We start from the raw sequence: 15,580 nt of genomic DNA, 5'->3' as shown, positions 1-15,580 counted from the left end.
AGATGCGTTCAAGCGAGCGGGCGGAGAACCGATAAACGGTTTACCGGATGCCGACCAACTCGGAGGCATGGACAGTCTCAATCGAATGGCACTCGAACTCGTGGACGAGGCCATCGACTTCGCGGGGGAACTGAACGTCGCCGCCTACGAACTGGACAACGAGGCGACCGTCCTCGATTTCGGTATCAACGCGGACGGCGGAACGGAGGCCGGACTCCTCCTCGTGGAACTCCAGACCGCCGGATTAGCCACGGTACAGACCAAGATGGGCGACGTTGCGGGCGCACCGTTTCCTTACGTCGAACTATCGACCGACCAACCCGCGCTCGCGCTTCTCTGTTCGCAAAAAGCGGGGTGGGAACTCACCGTCGATGAGTTCGACGGACTGGGAAGCGGCCCTGCGCGCGCGCTGGTCGCGGAGGAAGACGAATACCAGCGCATCGGCTACGCCGACTCGTTCGAGTTCGCCGTCCTCGCCGTCGAATCCGACCGACTTCCGGACGAGAAGGTCACGGAACACGTCGCCGACCTCGCGGGCGTCGAACCGAACGCGGTGTTCCTGCCGACGTTCGCCACGGGAAGCGTCACCGGCAGTGTCAGCGTCGCATCACGCGCCGCCGAACTCGCCGTTTTCCGACTCAGCGAACTCGGATACGACCCGTTAGACATCCTCTCCGTAAGAGGGTCGGCCCCGGTTGCGCCGGTCAGTCACGACGAAGCGACCGCCATCGGGCGGACGAACGACGCGCTGGCCTACGGCGGTCGGGTGCATCTCACCGTCCGCGAGGAGTTCGACCGATTCGACGAGCTCCCATCGACCGCGAGCGACGAGTACGGGACGACGTTCCAGACGTTCTTCGACGACGCGGAGTGGGATTTCGAGGCGATTCCCGAGAGCGTCTTCGCTCCGGCGCAGGTGACCGTTGATGTCGTAGACGGCCCGACGCACGTCCTCGGCGAGACGAATCACGACCTACTGGCGGACAGTTTCGACCTGTGAAATTCAAACTCGTTCCCGAAGCGCCCGCGGAGTTCGATTTCGTGGCGGACGCACAGAAAGCGGTGCCGCTGGTTCCCGGCACGGAGGACGACTGCTGTGCCCGCCTGATGACCCGACTCGGCTTTCAGAGTCGGGATGTCGCCCGGACGTGGCTCACCTTCCTCCGGGCGCTCGAACTGGCCGAAGAGACGCAGTCGGGATTCGCCCGACTGCGTCGTGACCCGAACCGGGACGAACTGGCCAAATCGTTCGAATCGCGGGTGTACGGCGTTTCGATTGTCCTGTCCGTGCTGGACGAACACGGCCCGCTTTCAGAGCAGGCCGTGTTCGAGAAGTTCCGCGAAGAGATTCCAACGTGGGAGCGCCACAAAGACCCGAGCAGGGTCGAGGACGTGTGGCGTGAGCGAGTCGAAAATATGCTGGACTGGGCGGTGCTGTTGGGCTTGGCGGAGCAGGTGGATGGCGATTATCGGCGGGTGTAGTACTGTCAGGTACGACCGATCGGTTTCGCCGACCGGTCGGAGTGGTGGAGCGCATCGAACCGAATTGGTTCTATCTTCGAATATAAACGCTCACCGACGCATGATTTTTGTCAGCACAACTCTTTTTTGTGCGATGGATATCGACACGGTTCTCTTCGACTTGGACGACACACTCTTGGAGTACGAACAGGATTCGCGGGACGTGCTTTCGTCATCGTTCGACCGGGTCGGCGTCGAACCGTTCTTCGACATCCCGGCGTACCACGCCCGATACGACGAGTTTCTGGAGCGCGGAAAAAGCGTGGACGAACAGCGGTCGAACTGCTTTGCGGCGATTGCACGCGACACAGAGTACGACCCGAACGTAGGTCGGACGGTCGCAGAGGCCTTCGCCGAGATTCGTGACCAGTCGCGGGTGCGCTACCTTCCGGGCGCATCCGCGACGCTCGAAGCCCTCGCGCGCGCCAAACCACATCCGGAACCGTTCGAATCGGTACTGGCGGAACTCGATTCGACAGCAGACAGGGCAGTTCACGTCGGTAATTCGCTCACCACGGACATTCCCGGCGCGAAGGCCGCGGGACTCGGTGCGGTGTGAGTGCCCGCAAATCCCGAAATCACGCCCGACCCGGCCCCGGATTTCGCCTTCGAAACACTCCATCCGCTCGCCGAGCGTCCGTGGCCGAGCGCGTAGATTCATACGTCAAAAGGAAGCAAGTTCGGTGCGATGCGTGAACTCGTCGCTTCGATTGCTCGCTGGCTTGTAGCCTGCGTTTCCGCTCACTCTCCTGCCTGCATGTACTGATACCCTTGGAGAACGAGCATCACCGACCCTGCTACGCCCAGCATCAGGGAAAACTGGTCGCCACCAGCAAGGAAGTAGTTCGTCAGCGACCAGACGACGATACCACTGAAAAACGCCACTCTCCACCGAGCAGTTTGCGTAATATCGCGGAAGACGCCGATAAAGAGGACGCCGACGAGGTACAGGATAGCAAGGCCTTCCAGCAATCCACCAACTCCTTGTTCGAAAACCAACCTAACGACCGAGACGAGTGCGACCAGCAGAAGAAGCGCGGTGAACGCCTTCGTCCCGGTGGTCGCATCGAATCGCAGTTTCGACATGGGCGAAACTGCGGGCGAGGGGAAAATAAACCTACTCGACTGACGTTGCGTCGGTGACGGTGCCGACGCCCTTGCTCTGGCCCTCGCGGAAGACGAACCGAGGGAAGCGATCGGTGTCGATTGTGAGTAATTGTACTACTATTCTAAACACACAGCAATAAACAGACCTGGTGAATCGGCATTGACTTATGCCTTATCCACTTTGCTGGGGGAGAGTGAATACTGTGGGATGTCCATATGTGTAAATTGTAGTAGATAGTAAGTACCATCTCTCTCTACATACCGGTCACCAAAGTCAAATTCCCATAGATTGCCACCAGTTAACTCAAAGGATCCATTTTCAAGCGCATAATCGAAGATCTGTTGCGCAACTGCTGGTAGTCGGCTATACGACGAGACAGCATCGGATTCGATGTCACCCTCGGTCTGGATCTCCATCGGGCGAATGCGGTTTTTGTGAATATCACGGTACTCGAAGTTGAGTGCGTATATCTCCCCACCAGATTGTACATATTGATTTGTGCGGAGTGGTTTTGGAAGTGACCGTCGCTGGGTGTATGAACCCTGCAACAACGAAGTTTCGAGGATGTTCTTTGACTTCTCGGAGAGTTCAGAGGTATTTACAGTATTTTCTTCTCGCGGTTCAGACGAGGAGGCTGCGCTCACGCGCGTAGCTCCGAATCCGAACAGCGATACCGACAGGCCTAGTGATTGCAATACTTTTCTTCGGTTGAGTTCTGCATTTATATGTTTTTTATACATTATGATCACTGATCCGTAAGGTATCCCTGTGCGCAGCCGTAGTACGTCAGATCCCACCATGTATTGCCCTGATATGAACCGTTGTGCCATAGGCCACACACTGTCGTTGAACCGTATTTCGTCTGCGCAGGTGTTCGATGGTATTCGTTGTTATTGTCCTCCCAATACTGACCGATGCAAGAAGACCCAGTCGGTGCATCAAGGGCGTGGCTTAGTTCGTGCAGTCCGTTGTAAATATCGTGATAGTGTTCCGACTTCCCTTCGGTTTGAGTACCTTGGATTCCAAGCAGGTCTTCGGCACCGAGAAGAGTCATGCAACCGTCAGTCGTTGTATTTGGGTTACGACCACTTCCAAATGTTACTCCACCTTTATCAAACATAAGAAGAATGTTTGAATCTTCGACATATGCGTTGTTGTCATTGAGCCACTTATCCCACGCATCAGAGTTTTCGCTATCGTACAAGTTGATGGGTTTAGGCATATCCGGTATCTCACTCGTGATTATACTCACATCATGTGACATACTTGCGTCATCTAATGCTTGTTCAATGTGATTTCGAACTGCCACCATACTATCTTGCCAATCACTAGTGGCTTCTGTGTACGAATACTCACACCATATTTTTATCTTTACAGTCATTACAATATATATTTTTGCAGGCCGGTTGTAAATGTTTTTTAAATCCGCATATTCAGAAAGTATTTAACATCCCATTCATCAAGGAAGGAACAATGAGAGTGAAAGTCATTAGTATACTACTGGTACTAATGGTAGCGATTTCTGGGTGTGCGAGTATGCAGTCTGATAATGGCAACTCTAGCACACCGAAGGAGACAACAGTCCCAGATAGTACGGCACAGCAAACAACATCAACTAGCAGTCAGGAAACCACACAGAAAGGGGCAGACCTCCTGTCCGTCTCTAAGATTAGTGCAGATACAGCTTCAAAATATAATGAAAGCAGACGGATCTCATTTGGGAATCTTTCTGAGAAGCAAACGGAGGTATTTACTAAAGCACTCCAATGTGACTGCAACGTGAACCAAGATGTATTCAGATTCAACGATGAAGACAGAATGAAAGTTGTTGAGTATAACGACAGATTCTATTATCTTCGCGTTTCGGCTGTATGAGTGCTACTCGACTCGCCGTACCGCGGTCACGGTGCCGACGCCCTTGCTCTGGCCCTCGCGGAAGACGAATCGCTGACCTTCTTCGACGAGGTAGGGTCGGAACTTGAACCTGACACTCGTCGTCCCCTTGTCGCCGGGCAGGAGACGGCCTCCCTCGGGTTCGAAGACGGCGGTTTCGCTGATGGTTTCGAGGTGAACGACGGGTTCGTAGCCGGTGCCGATGTTGGTCGGATGGTTCAACACCATCACTTCGGCGTCGAACTCCCAGACCGCGTTCGGTTCTGCTCCCGGTGGAACCAGAACCATCCCGCGTTCGATGTCTGCCTCTCGAACACCCTTCAGCGCGATGCCGACGATTCGGCCCGCCTTCGCCTCATCGACGCGGTGATAATGCATCTCGATGGAGCGAACCTCCACCTCGCGGAACTCGCCGTCCGGCATCGGCCCGAGGAGGAGGTCGTCGCCGGCCTCCACCTCGCCCGAATTTATCGTCCCGCTGGCGACTGGGCCGACGCCAGTCACGCTGTAACTGCGGTCGATGTACATCCGGAACTCGCCGCTGTCAGCGGTCGTTTTTGGCAACTGCTCGAACATCGTGTCCAAAGCGTCCAGCCCTTCCATCGTGACCGCGCTGGTCATGAGGATGGGGACGACGTTCGTGTCCACCTCTTCGATGGCAACTTCGACGCCGTGGCGTTCGACCCGGAGCGGTGTCTTGCCGACTTCGCGGAGCAGTTGCTCGACTTCGCGTTCGACCTCCATCGCGCGCGCTTCGTCCACCATATCGGTTTTCGTAATGGCGACGATAGTCGGCAGTTCGGTGGCCAGCAGGATGCCGAGGTGTTCGCGCGTCGTCCTCGTCGGGCCGTCGTCCGCGGCGACGGTCAGCAGGCCGTAGTCGAGTTTCTGCCCGACGAGGCCGCGAATCGTCGTCCGAAGCCACGGTTCGTGACCGACGGTGTCCACAAAGGAGACGAGTCGGTCGCTCTCCTCCACGATTCGCGCCCGGTCGGTCTTTCGATGGGGGTTGTCCATGTGAACCGGGCCGTCGTCGTCGAACCCGTACACTGCGTAGGAGAGGTCAGCGCTGAGGCCGCGCTGAACCTCGTGCGGTTGCACGTCCAGATAGCCCCGGGTTCCGCCTTCGCCGTCGTCAGACTGGCCGGTGACGAGACTGCCGACGAGCGTGCTCTTTCCGTGGTCTACGTGTCCCGCGGTTCCGACGACGATGTGTTCGCTGTCGGTTTCGAGGACGGCACCCTCGCGGATGGTGGCGACGCCGACGATGCCGCCGTTTCCGTTTCGGGTCGAAGCGCGCGTGCTCGTCTCCGTGGCGTCGATACCCCACGTCTGTACGTCTTCGATGTGCGCGCCTGCTTCCTCGGCGAGAAACGAAAGTACGTCCATCGATTCCGAAAAGAGTTCGGGGTTGATTCCCGCCAGTCCGCCGTCGTCGGTGACGCCGACCACATAGGTCGCCTCGCCGTCCCCCGAGAGGACACGGTGGCGTAACTGCGCGGCCAGACTCTCCATTCGCCCTTCGGCAAGGTGGATTTCCTTCGTCAGTCGTTCCTTGAACTCCACGCTACCGCCTTCCTGCTCTCCCCGGTCGAGAGCCTGCTGTAAGGCGGCGCGGTCAGCGCTCATAAACGCGAGTTAGGGACGGTCAGTCAAAAGGTTTGCCCGCGTTACAAGACTGTTAATAGCGGTCAGGTATAGTGATCTCCGGACTACTATTTACGGTTCGACGACCAAATTTGAATCCTTCTCGAACGTCATCGAAATCCCGCCGTGTTTCGCGCGGTCACTCACGACGAGAGTTGCGTCGGTGGCGTCAGCATCGATCGAAACCAGCGTACTGAAGCTTTCCGTCTGGCCCTCTTCGATGACCATCGGGCTGAAATCGGTCACGTTAGTCAGCGGTTGATAGCCGTAGAGCGTTCCGTTCGAGCGAACGCCGAAATCCTCTGGTTTGAGTCCGACCGAATCGTTGCCCTCGTTCGTGACGTTCATCGTAACGAGGAGGAACTGTTTGCCCTCGTCCGGTTTGTACACGCCGGGGTCGCCGGAGTCGAGCGAATCCGAGTCGAGTTTCGAAATGCGCTTTGCGTTCCATTGCACTGCCAGCGAGTCGGTGGAATTGTTTGCGGCCGTGGACTGTGCGGTCACGTTCCAGTCCTGCGTTTCGACCTGCCCGCCGGTTCCGAGAATCATCGGCGCGACCACGGCCGCCCCGACGAGTCCGAGAAGGAGCACGACGACACCGGCCACGAGTTTCGGCTGGACGGGAAGCGAGTCCGGCACTGAATCCGGAAGCGAAAACGGGAGGGAAAAGCCGTCTTCGTCGGAATCGACCGATTCCGACGCGGCCGTTCCATCCCCATCGCCGTCGCCATTCGCGTACTGCCCGACGAGGTCGTGGAGTTCGCGCGCTTCGATGATGGTTTTTAGTTTCTCGCCATCGACCACCTGCACGCCCGCCTGCGAACCGATTTTTGCCGCGTCCTCGGAGAACGTCCCCGAGGTGACGACTGCGCCCTCGCCGACGCCGTACTGCTTGCACAGCATGACGAACTGCTGGAGTTCCTTGCCGCTGACGCCCTCACCCGTCGCTGGTCGCGCCCAAATTAAGCCCTCCGCGCCCTCTCGCTGAAGCGTAACAAACGATTTTCCTTTCTTCGTCGTCACCTGCGTTTGCCAACCCTGTTTCGTCCAAAGGGCGGCGACGAACTCGGCGAACTGGGACTGTTCCATTTTTCGTATCATGGTCTGTGTGGGGGAGAGGGCGATCCGTTCGTGCTGGTATCTTCACTCATCCTATAAAAATTATCGCACATATTCATCGTGAGCGGCGGGCGACGAGGAGCGCGGTGGCGAGAAGCGCCACGAGCGCGACGATTACGTTGAACCCGGGCAGACCACCCTCCGAGACGGTCTGCGCTGAAATCGGCTGTTCGGTCGGAATCGGTGTCGGCGGTGCTGTGGTGGTCGTCGTTGTCGTGGTGGTTGTCGTCGTGGTGGTTGTCGTCGTGGTGGTTGTCGTCGTGGTCGTGGTGGTTGTCGTCGTCTCCGGCCTCTCCGGTTCAAGCGTCGGCGCGACGATGCCGCGAATCTCCTTTTCTTGGTCACGGAGTTCGACCATGAACTCGGTGCCCGACGCGAGGTCGCTGAAATCGAACGTCGCGCTGAACGTTCGGTTGTCCGTGACGACCGGCGCGGGGTCTGCGTGCCAGATGAACGGGTTCGTTCCTTTGTCGAACACGCTCACGTTGATGGTCGTGCCCGGCGCGAGCGTCGTGTCGCTCCCGATGGTCGTCTCGTTTGCCACGACCATCACGTCGCCGGTGTAATCGACAGACACCCGTCGTTCGACCACCGAAAGGCTCGTTTCCGCGATTTCGGATTTCGAAACCATCGGGTTGTCCGCGCCGATTTCGAACGTCACGTCGTACTCCTCGCCGACTTCGATGTCGTGGCTCGCCGTGTCAGAAATTAGATAGAGCGTATCAGTCTCTTCGTCAAGCAGTAGACGGTCTGCACTGCTTGCAGTTACGTCCTCGCCGGTGAACTCCTTCGGGGTCGTGTTCCGGCCGTTGTTCGACTCCCGGAACGTGACGGATACGTCCTCGGCTCCATCAGCCAGATTTGCGTTTTCGACAAACCCGCCGAGTCCGGAGGCGTTGAGTGCGAAGACGAACTGGTCGCCGCGCGCAATCGTTCCGTTGGCGTCGGTCATCGACGCGGCCTCCCGCAGGTCGGCCGCCGGGTCGTCCGCCGATTGGATTTCCGAAAGGTCAGTGTCGGCGGGAAGAACCATCGTGCGTGCATCGCGCGTCTCGCGCTCTTTCACCGTGAACGTCCCCACGTCCTGCCTGACGCCATCGACCGTGACGTTCATCTCGTACTCGCCGGTTTGGAGCGGGCCGGTTTTCGACGGCACGATTGCGTTTGGAGTACCTCTGAGACTTCCCTCGGCCAGCGAAACCGAGTCGTTCTCGTCGGCCCGGTAGGTGTTGACGGCGAGGGTCGTCGTTCCTTTCGTCACGTTCGCCTGCACCCAGAATCCGTTGGCTTCCGACCCGATGTTGACCGTCGCGGCGTCGTTCGTTGTCACCGTTATCTCGATAATGTCGCCGCGGTGGTCGCTCACCGTCGCATCCTCGAACGATGCACTCTTTCCGCTTGCGATACCTCCCGAAATAATCGGCGTGGCAACGGTCGAACAGAGGAGAATCACAACGAATACCACGGTCGATTTCCTACCACGTCTCATTGATTGACACATTTCTGATAGTATTGGGAGACCGATTCCTGAAACCGAATATTCCGCACTATCTGGGCGTCGATAGCCGGGGGCGATACTGTCGGCATGAGTTACTAAGAAGAATGTTATGAACCGACTGTAATAAATTCGTCCGTCAGTACCGCGACTGATAATCGGAGTCAGAGTCGGAATCGAAATTCAGCGGTCGCTCCGAACCCGTTCGTATGCGCGATTGACGCGCTTGAACGCCTCTTCGTTTCCGTTGGCCCGGTCTGGGTGAACGTCTTTTACCTTTTCGCGGTACGCCTCCCGAACCGCCTCGTCGTCAGCACCGGCATCGAGGCCGAGGATTCGGTAGGCTTCCGCCGGACTCGGGCCTGACGAACCGTTGACGGTCGCCCGTCTGCGGTCGCCCTCCCGCGCGTCCCACCGGGCCTGTTCGCGCGCCTGCCATCGCGCTCGTTCCCGGGCGCGGGAACTCGTTCCCGAGCGTGACTGACCGCGGGTTCGCTGTCGCGTCCGCCGTCGGCTCCCACCGCGAGGCGACCCGAACCCACGATTCGGGTCGCGGTAGGCGGCCTCTCGCTCGACTTTCTTCTGGAGTCGGCCCGTCGCGTGGTACCAGAGGATAGCCGTCGTGATACCGAACGGTATCGCAAAGATCACCAAAAACAGGTTGTACCAGAGCCCGAGAATGGTGAGGGAAACCGTAATCCCGGCGAAAACCGCGGAAAGACCGAGCAAGAGGCGCGACCTGAGCACGTTCTGCGCTACGGGAGGATGGGTGTTAAGCCTCTCGCCGCCCACAGACTGATAGCCGTCGGCGATAAACGAGAAGACATGAGCGTCACTGGCCTGTGTCAAATCTGTGAGACGGCGAAAGCGACGCACGACTGCGACCGCTGTGGTGCCCTCGTCTGTGACGACGACTGGAATCGGGACACCGGTTTCTGCGTCGAATGTGCGGCGGAAATCGGTGGCGGGAGCGGCGACGGAAAACGAACGCCGGAGGGCCCGGGAAGCGAGGACATTCGACCGCCGGACACCGACGACGAGACGCATCAGTTGTAGACGGCGACCGCTTTCTGGGAACGATTTCGCCCTACAGATACTGATTCAACTGCTTTTTCAGTTGCTTCGCCGCCTGTCCGGAGGCTTTGTGGAAATCCTCGCCAGCATCCTCGCCCGCGAAGATGATTCCCCGCGAGGAGTTGACCAGACCGGCACCGCGCGCGGTGGCGTAGGTCGCCGCCGCTTCCGCGTCGCCACCCTGTGCGCCGACGCCGGGAACGAGGAACGGGAGGTCGGGGACGCGCTCACGGACTTCCTCCAGTTCGTCGGGCGTCGTCGCGCCGACCACCAGTCCGACGTTTTCGTTCGCGTTCCAGAGGTCTGCGAGCGAAGCGACCCACTCGTACAGCGATTCGCCGGAAGCGAGTTCGAGGTCTTGGATGTCGGTGCCGCCGGGGTTCGAGGTTCGACAGAGGACGAACACGCCCTTGTCCTCGCGCGAGAGGAACGGGTCGAGCGAATCGCGACCCATGTACGGATTGACGGTAATCGCGTCGGCCATGTCGAGTAGGTTCGCGTACTTCCGGGCCGTGTTGCCGATGTCGCCTCGCTTCGCGTCCAGTAAGACGGGGACATCCTTTCCGTGCGCATACGCGATGGTTTCTTTGAGCGCAGCCCAGCCGTCCCCGTCCTCGTAAAACGCGACGTTCGGCTTGTACGCCGCGGCGTGTTCGTGGGTCGCGTCGATGATTCGGCGGTTGAACGCCCAACGGGGCAAATCGTGGTCGTGGAGGTGGTCGGGGATTCGGTCTACGTCGGCGTCGAGTCCGACCGAGACGATGCTGTCGATGGCCGCGATTCGTTCCCCGAGGCGGTCGAAGAAGTTCATACTGCGAACTTTTCGCGGTGGGTCATGGATGTATCGAACTGATAAAGAGCACTCGGCTCGTAGACGTATCAAATGCGCGTGACCGCTGTGGGTTTTGACCTCGACGATACGCTTGCGGTGACTGACCGACCGCGAGCGACGCTTCTCTCGGACGCGACAGAAGCGGTGAGCGCCCCGTCGCTCTCGCGCGAAGACTATCTCGCTGCCCACAGTCGGCATCTCGCAACCGAAACGCGGGAGCCGATTTTCGCGGACTTGCTTCCGGAGGAGAGCGAAATTTCGTCCGAGACGCTGACGGAAGCCTACCGGAACGCGATTCTCGACGCGCTTACGCCGCTCACTGGTATCCCGAACATGCTCGATACGCTCCGGCAAAACTACCGCGTCGGCCTGCTCACGAACGGCCCGGTCGTCGCCCAGCGCGGAAAAATCGCACAACTCGGTTGGGAACCGTATTTCGATACGACCATCGTCACGGGCGAACTCGACGCGGGCAAACCCGACAGTCGGGCGTTCGACGCACTCTGCTCCGAACTCGGATCGCCACCGGAAGAAACCGTCTACGTCGGCGACAAGCCCGAAATGGACGTTTTGGGTGCGAACAATGCTGGAATGATGACCGTGCAAGTCCTGTATCCCGACGGCCCGGAACCGGAACCGGTGGCCGACGCCTACATCGACCGCGACGAACTCGTGTTAGGGCTTCCCGATTTGATTTCCTCACTGTAACCGTCTAACTGCTGTCGAGTCCGGCAATCAGCGCGTCAACGGCGCGTTTGACGTGTGCACCCTGCTCCACGAAAATGAGAACGCGGGGCGGTTCGACCGCTTTCGGGCGAACAAGCAAATCAGCTTTGCGAGCGGTTTTTTCCGCCGATTCGATTCCCTCCGTGAGTTCCATCCGAATTCGGTCGGGGTGGACGAACACGCTCGCCACTCGCTCATTGCCCCCCTGCTCACTCCGCTCGACTTCGTAGGCCAGCGTCCCGTCTTCGCTGGGTTCTACGTCGCGGTTCGCATTTATCACGGCAAGCGAATCGAGCGGCGGGTCTTCGCGCCCGTCGAGTTCCGAAGAGAGAAGTTGTGCGATGCGCACGCCGTCGGTGGTTCTGTCCTCGACCATATCCGGATTTTGGCGAAGCGCGGGTTTACGCTTTGAGGTCTTCGAGTGCTTCCTCGGCTTCACCGCTCACGTCGATTCCCTTCCGGCGCGCGTAGACGATGGCGGCGGCTTCGACGGAGATACCCGCCTCCTGTTGCAGTTCGTTGATTTCGGCGACCGCGGTCTGTTTCGTCGTGCCGTGCGCGACCAGTTTGTCGAGCACCTTCTCGAACGTCGATTGCTCCTGTAGTAGACTTTCGTCCGGTTGGAACTCGTCCGGAATTTCGATGGTGGCGGGGTCGAACTCCGCAACGAGCGTTTCGTCTTCGTGCGAGAGGAGTCCCTGTCCGCTGGCGACATCGACGAGGCGCTTCGCTTGGTCGGGGGAAAACCAGTCTCGGTCGAGCGAGAGCGCGACGACGAACTCGCTTTCACGCATTCTCTCGCGTCCGTTTTGCTGGAACGGCGCGGCGACGGCTATCCGCAAACTCATGGTCAAGCAGAACTGGATGTGGCGGCCTAAATCTGCCGATGTCGAACCACGAATCGAGCCATTGAAGTATTTCGTGGGCGACCCTCACGATATGAAAGACCAAGGACGCTCCACCCGAAAGCGAACCGGCGGCCGACTGAAGCCCCTCCGAAAGAAAAAGAAGCACGAACTCGGCCGTCAACCGACCGAAACGCAGGTCGGCGAACCGCGCTTCCGCACCACGGACGCCCGTGGCCGCAACGCGAAGATTCGCGCGCTCACCACCGACGCCGCCAACGTGACGACGGGCGACGAAACCGTCAGCGCGACGATTCAGGACGTGCTCGAAAACGGCGCGAACCCGAACTACGCCCGCCGAAACATCATCACGAAGGGCGCGGTCATCGTCACGACCGAAGGCAAAGCGCGCGTGACCTCCCGTCCGGGTCAGACCGGTCAGGTCAACGCCGTCCTCGTGGACGACGAATAATCGAATCTCGATTTTCGATTCGCCGATTTTGCGGAGCGACAAGCTTATCAGACAAATTCATATTTTTTAATATATGTCAGAGAAGTCCGCCCAAACCTCCCTCCACGATGTCGGATACAGACGAAGCATCCTCGCCCTCGGTGCCTGTTGGGGTGCGGCCCCGGCACTGAGTTACGGATGGAATTCGCTCTCCCTGCTGTCGTCTTCGCACGAGATGGTTGCCGTCGGCACGCTCATGATGCTTTCGCTCGGCGTCGTGTACGAACTCGACAGCCGGACGCTCGACCGACACGGCAGTGGTGTCCCGCTGGCGTGGTCGTACGCACTCGTCGTCCCGATTTCAGTAGTCGGATGGGAGATTTTTGGCCCGCTGTTGGGACGAACGCCGTTCGGTTTGTTGGGAATCCTCGTCGGGGCGCCAGCGTCGGCACTGCTCTACGTCTGGCAACGCGGCCGATGCGCAAGCGTCAGCGAACCCGACAGCAAGTGAAAAATCGGTTCGTTCGGTTTCAGGGTCGCGGTGCGGCCTTCTGGAGCGCTGTCTCGGCGATGTTGCCGCCGTAGTCGGCACATCGGGAGAGCGAGTCAACGACGAGGCCGAGCGACTGGGCCTGCTGTGGGTCTTGTTCGCGGAGCAACTTGTCGATGGAACGCGCGTGTTCGTCGATTTCTAAAATCGCCTGCCGTGCTTCGTTTGCGAGTTCGGTCGCTTCGTCGTTGTCGGCGGAAAAGAGGGCATCCATCGAGGTGTCGATAACGTCGGTGGCGTCGTCGTGGAGTTCTTCGAGGCTCTCCATCACTGCCTCGGGAGGTGCCGACGACGTCTGAAGCGTGAGCCGACCGATTTTGGCGGCGTGGTCGGCGATGCGTTCGAGTTGGCGCGCACTGGAGTGGTAGTCGAAACACACCTCGCGGGACATGCCGAGTTCTTCCGTCGCTTTCGCGGTGCGAAGTGCGGCCCGGAAGATTCGGGAGACGACGTACCACAGACGATCAACGTCCTCGTCGCGGGTGATAACGTCGCGCGCGATGTCCTCGTCGTTCTCGGCGAGGGCGGTGATTGCGTCGTCCAGCATCGAGAGCGCGATGAGGCGCATGCGCGTGACCGCGTTGTGAATCGACAACTCGGAGGAGTCGAGGAGGTCTTGGATGACGACCTTGTTTCCGGTTTCTTCCAACACTTCGAGTCCGACCAGCCCTTGCGTCGCCGAACTGATGGTTCTTCGCTGTTCGGTCGTGATGCGATTGGCTTCGAGCGTGATGATGTCGAATCCGCTCACGTACATCGTCATGACCGCGCGATTCAACTCCTCATCCTGTAGGTCGCGGATGTCGAGCGTTCCTTCCAGTTGGTCGCGTTCGTCCTTCGGGGTGAGTAGTAGCGAATCCGATTCCGGATAAAATTCGACGACGCTTCCGGCTTCGATGCCGTTGTCGGTTGCCCACGTTTTCGGGAGCGAAACGGTGTACGTCGAACCGCCAGTGACCTGCACCTTGCGCGTCTCCATGTGTTCGTATGGTTCCGATTATACTATAAATCCACCTATCTCTATATACGTTTTCGTGAAAACCACTATCCTCGCGGATAGTATGGTTCTCGCTCATATGAGCGATGGAGATGCAAAATATGGCTTCGAGAAAGGGGGAAATTAGGCGGAGAATACGTCGGATAAATTGAAGCGTATCGCCCCAGCTCCGCTACAGAGGATATTTAGCGCCGTACAAACACCGGATGCCACACATGACCAAACGTAGAACAATAGCATATTTAGGAATATATAGAAATAATAGCAACGTATTATTACGTTCTGTCCCTCGAATTTGATGATGTCTGGTAAGTCGTCAAGCGGCGTTTCGCGGCGGAAATTCCTCATGGGAGCAGGTACATCGGGAGCAATCGCGCTCGCGGGTTGTACGAAGAATCCCGCGGCGGGTGGCGGTTCCGGAGGTGGCGGCGGCGATGGCGGTGGACTGAGCGGGTCGATTAGCATCTCCGGTAGTTCGACGGTGTTCCCGCTGGCGCAGGCGATTCAAGAGGAATTCAATAAAGAATACGAGGACGTGAGCATTCCCATCAAATCGACCGGAAGCGGTGGCGGGTTTGCAAACCACTTCTGTCCGGGCAAAACCGATTTCAACAACGCGTCTCGACCGATACGGGAGGAGGAGGTGGCGGCGTGTGAGAACAACGACATCACACCCGTCGAACTACAAGTGGCGACGGACGCGGTTACAGTCGTCGTCAATAACAACAATGACTTCGTCGACTGCATGACCGTCGATGAACTCAAACAGATTTGGCAGGGTGGCAGCGACAAAGTCACCAACTGGAGCGATGTGAACTCCGACTGGCCGGACGAGAAAATTCAGCTCTACGGCCCAACGGAAGCCTCCGGAACGCTCGATTACATGCATGAGGCCGTCGTCGGCGAGGACAACGAACACCGGATGGATCATCAGGCGAGCGAGAAAGACCAGAATATCATCAACGGTGTCAAGGATAGCAAGTTCGCGCTCGGATACCTCGGCTTCTCCTACTACAGCGAATCCACAGACGAGGTAAAAGCACTGGGCATCGACAACGGCAACGGCTGTGTCAAGCCGTCGCTCGAAACCGCCAAATCCGGCGAGTACAAACCGCTTTCGCGGCCGCTGTTCACCTATCCGGCACAGTCGGCGTTGAGCGAAGACCATGTCGCCGAATTTGCGAAGTTCTGGGTAGAAAGCACCACGAGCAAGGAACTCGTGGCGAACCGCGTCGGATACGTCCCACTTGACGATTCGCAGAAAGAAGAGCAGATGAACACACTCGAAGAAGCCATCGAGAAGGCGAACGGTAACTGAAGCG

General features: G+C 58.5%; 19 protein-coding genes. 8 read left to right on the top strand and 11 right to left on the bottom strand.

The features are described 5' to 3' along the window. Positions 1 to 67: 67 nt before the first annotated feature. The 3 genes from mch (at position 68) to HL45_RS04175 (ending at position 2,080) form a co-directional block, all read left to right on the top strand. Complete coding sequence (mch, locus tag HL45_RS04185) at positions 68 to 1,000, top strand: methenyltetrahydromethanopterin cyclohydrolase (protein WP_049969834.1); 933 nt, start codon at positions 68 to 70, stop codon at positions 998 to 1,000. Beyond that, entirely contained in the window at positions 997 to 1,482 is a 486-nt protein-coding gene (locus HL45_RS04180; protein ID WP_049969833.1) for a hypothetical protein, read from the top strand. Before mch ends, HL45_RS04180 begins: the two co-directional genes overlap by 4 nt. A 133-nt stretch (positions 1,483 to 1,615) precedes the next feature. Then, a complete protein-coding gene (locus HL45_RS04175; protein ID WP_049969832.1) occupies positions 1,616 to 2,080 on the top strand; it encodes an HAD family hydrolase in 465 nt (154 codons plus the stop codon). A 182-nt stretch (positions 2,081 to 2,262) separates the two neighbouring features. On the opposite strand, the gene HL45_RS04170 is transcribed toward HL45_RS04175, so the two are convergent. The 7 genes from HL45_RS04170 to HL45_RS04135 all read right to left on the bottom strand — a co-directional run bounded on the left by HL45_RS04170 (position 2,263) and on the right by HL45_RS04135 (position 9,530). Then, complete coding sequence (locus HL45_RS04170) at positions 2,263 to 2,607, bottom strand: hypothetical protein (protein WP_049969831.1); 345 nt, start codon at positions 2,605 to 2,607, stop codon at positions 2,263 to 2,265. Positions 2,608 to 2,793: 186 nt separating this feature from the next. Continuing rightward, positions 2,794 to 3,273, bottom strand: coding sequence for a hypothetical protein (locus HL45_RS20260; protein WP_144239997.1), 480 nt, complete (start codon positions 3,271 to 3,273; stop codon positions 2,794 to 2,796). A 101-nt stretch (positions 3,274 to 3,374) separates the two neighbouring features. After that, positions 3,375 to 4,010 carry a hypothetical protein gene (locus HL45_RS04160; RefSeq protein WP_049969829.1) on the bottom strand — a complete coding sequence of 212 codons (636 nt, stop codon included), beginning with the start codon at positions 4,008 to 4,010 and terminating at the stop codon, positions 3,375 to 3,377. A 497-nt stretch (positions 4,011 to 4,507) separates the two neighbouring features. Then, complete coding sequence (locus tag HL45_RS04150; protein ID WP_049969827.1) at positions 4,508 to 6,151, bottom strand: GTPBP1 family GTP-binding protein; 1,644 nt, start codon at positions 6,149 to 6,151, stop codon at positions 4,508 to 4,510. 90 nt (positions 6,152 to 6,241) lie between these two features. Continuing rightward, positions 6,242 to 7,258: a restriction endonuclease gene (locus tag HL45_RS04145; protein ID WP_233274682.1), complete on the bottom strand. Its 1,017-nt coding sequence runs from the start codon at positions 7,256 to 7,258 to the stop codon at positions 6,242 to 6,244. 85 nt (positions 7,259 to 7,343) lie between these two features. Further along, positions 7,344 to 8,753 carry a BGTF surface domain-containing protein gene (locus HL45_RS04140; protein ID WP_233274681.1) on the bottom strand — a complete coding sequence of 470 codons (1,410 nt, stop codon included), beginning with the start codon at positions 8,751 to 8,753 and terminating at the stop codon, positions 7,344 to 7,346. Positions 8,754 to 8,966: 213 nt separating this feature from the next. Next, entirely contained in the window at positions 8,967 to 9,530 is a 564-nt protein-coding gene (locus HL45_RS04135) for a J domain-containing protein (protein WP_233274680.1), read from the bottom strand. A 78-nt stretch (positions 9,531 to 9,608) separates the two neighbouring features. On the opposite strand from HL45_RS04135, the gene HL45_RS04130 reads away from it, so the two are divergent. Beyond that, a complete protein-coding gene (locus tag HL45_RS04130; RefSeq protein WP_049969824.1) occupies positions 9,609 to 9,839 on the top strand; it encodes a hypothetical protein in 231 nt (76 codons plus the stop codon). Positions 9,840 to 9,870: 31 nt separating this feature from the next. On the opposite strand, the gene pyrF is transcribed toward HL45_RS04130, so the two are convergent. After that, positions 9,871 to 10,668, bottom strand: coding sequence for an orotidine-5'-phosphate decarboxylase (gene pyrF, locus HL45_RS04125; RefSeq protein WP_049969823.1), 798 nt, complete (start codon positions 10,666 to 10,668; stop codon positions 9,871 to 9,873). Between the two features lie 72 nt (positions 10,669 to 10,740). On the opposite strand from pyrF, the gene HL45_RS04120 reads away from it, so the two are divergent. Then, the gene (locus HL45_RS04120; RefSeq protein ID WP_049969821.1) at positions 10,741 to 11,397 is read left to right on the top strand and encodes an HAD family hydrolase; all 657 of its coding nucleotides are present in this window, start codon (positions 10,741 to 10,743) and stop codon (positions 11,395 to 11,397) included. 4 nt (positions 11,398 to 11,401) lie between these two features. Here the strand turns inward: HL45_RS04120 and HL45_RS04115 are convergent, their stop codons facing one another. Together HL45_RS04115 and HL45_RS04110 are read right to left on the bottom strand one after the other, a co-directional pair. Beyond that, the gene (locus tag HL45_RS04115) at positions 11,402 to 11,791 is read right to left on the bottom strand and encodes a hypothetical protein (protein ID WP_049969820.1); all 390 of its coding nucleotides are present in this window, start codon (positions 11,789 to 11,791) and stop codon (positions 11,402 to 11,404) included. A gap of 25 nt (positions 11,792 to 11,816) precedes the next feature. Then, the gene (locus HL45_RS04110) at positions 11,817 to 12,263 is read right to left on the bottom strand and encodes a DUF2240 family protein (protein ID WP_049969819.1); all 447 of its coding nucleotides are present in this window, start codon (positions 12,261 to 12,263) and stop codon (positions 11,817 to 11,819) included. Between the two features lie 91 nt (positions 12,264 to 12,354). Here HL45_RS04110 and HL45_RS04105 point away from each other — a divergent pair, with 91 nt between their 5' ends. Together HL45_RS04105 and HL45_RS04100 are read left to right on the top strand one after the other, a co-directional pair. After that, a complete protein-coding gene (locus HL45_RS04105) occupies positions 12,355 to 12,732 on the top strand; it encodes a 30S ribosomal protein S8e (RefSeq protein WP_049970083.1) in 378 nt (125 codons plus the stop codon). Between the two features lie 73 nt (positions 12,733 to 12,805). Beyond that, positions 12,806 to 13,222: a hypothetical protein gene (locus HL45_RS04100; protein ID WP_233274679.1), complete on the top strand. Its 417-nt coding sequence runs from the start codon at positions 12,806 to 12,808 to the stop codon at positions 13,220 to 13,222. A 19-nt stretch (positions 13,223 to 13,241) separates the two neighbouring features. Here HL45_RS04100 and HL45_RS04095 read toward each other — a convergent pair whose 3' ends face one another. After that, on the bottom strand, positions 13,242 to 14,240 hold the full coding sequence (locus tag HL45_RS04095; RefSeq protein ID WP_049969818.1) for a phosphate uptake regulator PhoU: 999 nt from the start codon (positions 14,238 to 14,240) through the stop codon (positions 13,242 to 13,244). Positions 14,241 to 14,559: 319 nt separating this feature from the next. Between HL45_RS04095 and HL45_RS04090 the strand changes: the two genes are divergently transcribed. After that, positions 14,560 to 15,576 (top strand): phosphate ABC transporter substrate-binding protein PstS family protein, encoded by a 1,017-nt coding sequence (locus tag HL45_RS04090; protein WP_049969817.1) that lies wholly within the window; start codon positions 14,560 to 14,562, stop codon positions 15,574 to 15,576. Positions 15,577 to 15,580 lie beyond the last annotated feature (4 nt).

This window comes from Haladaptatus cibarius D43, assembly GCF_000710615.1.
Lineage (GTDB): Archaea > Halobacteriota > Halobacteria > Halobacteriales > Haladaptataceae > Haladaptatus > Haladaptatus cibarius.
The sequence above is the reverse complement of the archived record's forward strand: the minus strand, read 5'-3'. Positions and strand labels throughout refer to the sequence as shown.